The organism is Streptomyces alkaliphilus (assembly GCF_014141535.1).
GTDB lineage: Bacteria > Actinomycetota > Actinomycetes > Streptomycetales > Streptomycetaceae > Streptomyces > Streptomyces alkaliphilus.
This window is the reverse complement of the sequence record NZ_VKHT01001143.1, coordinates 1-1,456: the sequence shown is the minus strand read 5'-3', so window position 1 is coordinate 1,456 and position 1,456 is coordinate 1. Positions and strand designations below refer to the sequence as shown.

The window sequence follows — 1,456 nt, the reverse complement described above, 5'->3', positions numbered from 1 at the left end:
GAGGGAGGCCGTACCCTCCGGGGTCGACCCCGGAGGGTACGGCGGGAGAAACCCCGGAGGGTACGGCGGGAGAAGAGGACGACTCCGGAATCCGGAGGAGAGCGGCGCGTGACCGATGGAACGGGGACCGACGGACGGGGGGAAGGAGGTCCGGGGGCCCGTTCCCCCCGGGCCCCCACGGACGGGCGATCGACGGGCGGGCACGGGGTCGCCCGGCGGTTTCCCGGTCGCTTACACTTCTCGTGGCGATTCGGGTACCCGAATCGACCTCGCATGTCCCGCCGGCGGCGCTCCGGGATCCCCGTCCCCGCGCATGGCCGGCCGCGTCTCTCGGTCCGTGGGCCCGGGGGTCGGTTTCCGATCCCCCTTCGGCCCCGGTGGACGCGGGTGGACATCAGGGGCGCGAGCCGCCGGCCCGCGCCGACAACCGAGTATTTCCCTGAAGGAGAACGGCCATGGCCGTCGTCACGATGCGGGAGCTGCTGGAGAGCGGCGTCCACTTCGGGCACCAGACCCGTCGCTGGAACCCGAAGATGAAGCGTTTCATCTTCACCGAGCGCAACGGCATCTACATCATCGACCTGCTGCAGTCGCTGTCCTACATCGACCGCGCCTACGAGTTCGTCAAGGAGACCGTCGCACACGGCGGCACCGTGATGTTCGTCGGCACCAAGAAGCAGGCGCAGCAGGCCATCGCCGAGCAGGCCGGCCGGGTCGGCATGCCCTACGTCAACCAGCGTTGGCTGGGCGGCATGCTCACCAACTTCTCGACCGTCCACAAGCGGCTGCAGCGCCTCAAGGAGCTGGAGCAGATCGACTTCGAGGACGTGGCCGCCTCCGGCCTCACCAAGAAGGAGCTGCTCGTCCTCTCCCGGGAGAAGGCCAAGCTGGAGAGGACCCTCGGCGGTATTCGCGACATGCAGAAGGTGCCCAGCGCCGTCTGGATCGTGGACACCAAGAAGGAGCAGATCGCCGTCGGCGAGGCCCGCAAGCTCAACATCCCGGTCGTCGCGATCCTCGACACCAACTGCGACCCCGATGAGGTCGACTACAAGATCCCCGGCAACGACGACGCCATCCGCTCGGTCACCCTCCTGACCCGGGTGATCGCCGACGCCGTCGCCGAGGGCCTGATCGCCCGCTCCGGCGCCGCCGGTGCCAAGGAGAGCGACAAGCCCGCCGGTGAGCCGCTGCCGGAGTGGGAGCGGGAGCTGCTGGAGGGCGCCGAGGCCAAGGCCGCCGAGGTGGCGCCGACCGCCGAGGCCAAGGCCGCCGAGGACGCCGCCGAGCCCCAGGCCCCCGCCGCCGATGTCGAGCCGGCCGCCGAGCCCGCTCCGGCCGCCGAGGCTCCGGCCGACCAGGCCCCGGCCGCGGAGACCCCGGCCGACCAGGCCTGATCGGACCGATCGCCAACCGCCCGGGAACGGCGGGCGGGGCCCCGCGCCCCCGCCCGCCG

The 1,456-nt window shown here is 71.7% G+C and carries 1 protein-coding gene; it reads left to right on the top strand.

Features of this window, described 5'->3' with window-relative positions; genetic code table 11:
• The first annotated feature begins 455 nt into the window (after positions 1–455).
• Entirely contained in the window at positions 456–1,397 is a 942-nt protein-coding gene (gene rpsB, locus FNQ90_RS22985; RefSeq protein WP_182608105.1) for a 30S ribosomal protein S2, read from the top strand.
• Positions 1,398–1,456 lie beyond the last annotated feature (59 nt).

Bases quoted from the DNA above. Each gene is read 5' to 3' on its own strand.
- rpsB (WP_182608105.1), top strand. From the start codon at position 456: ATGGCCGTCGTCACGATGCGGGAGCTGCTGGAGAGCGGCGTCCACTTC.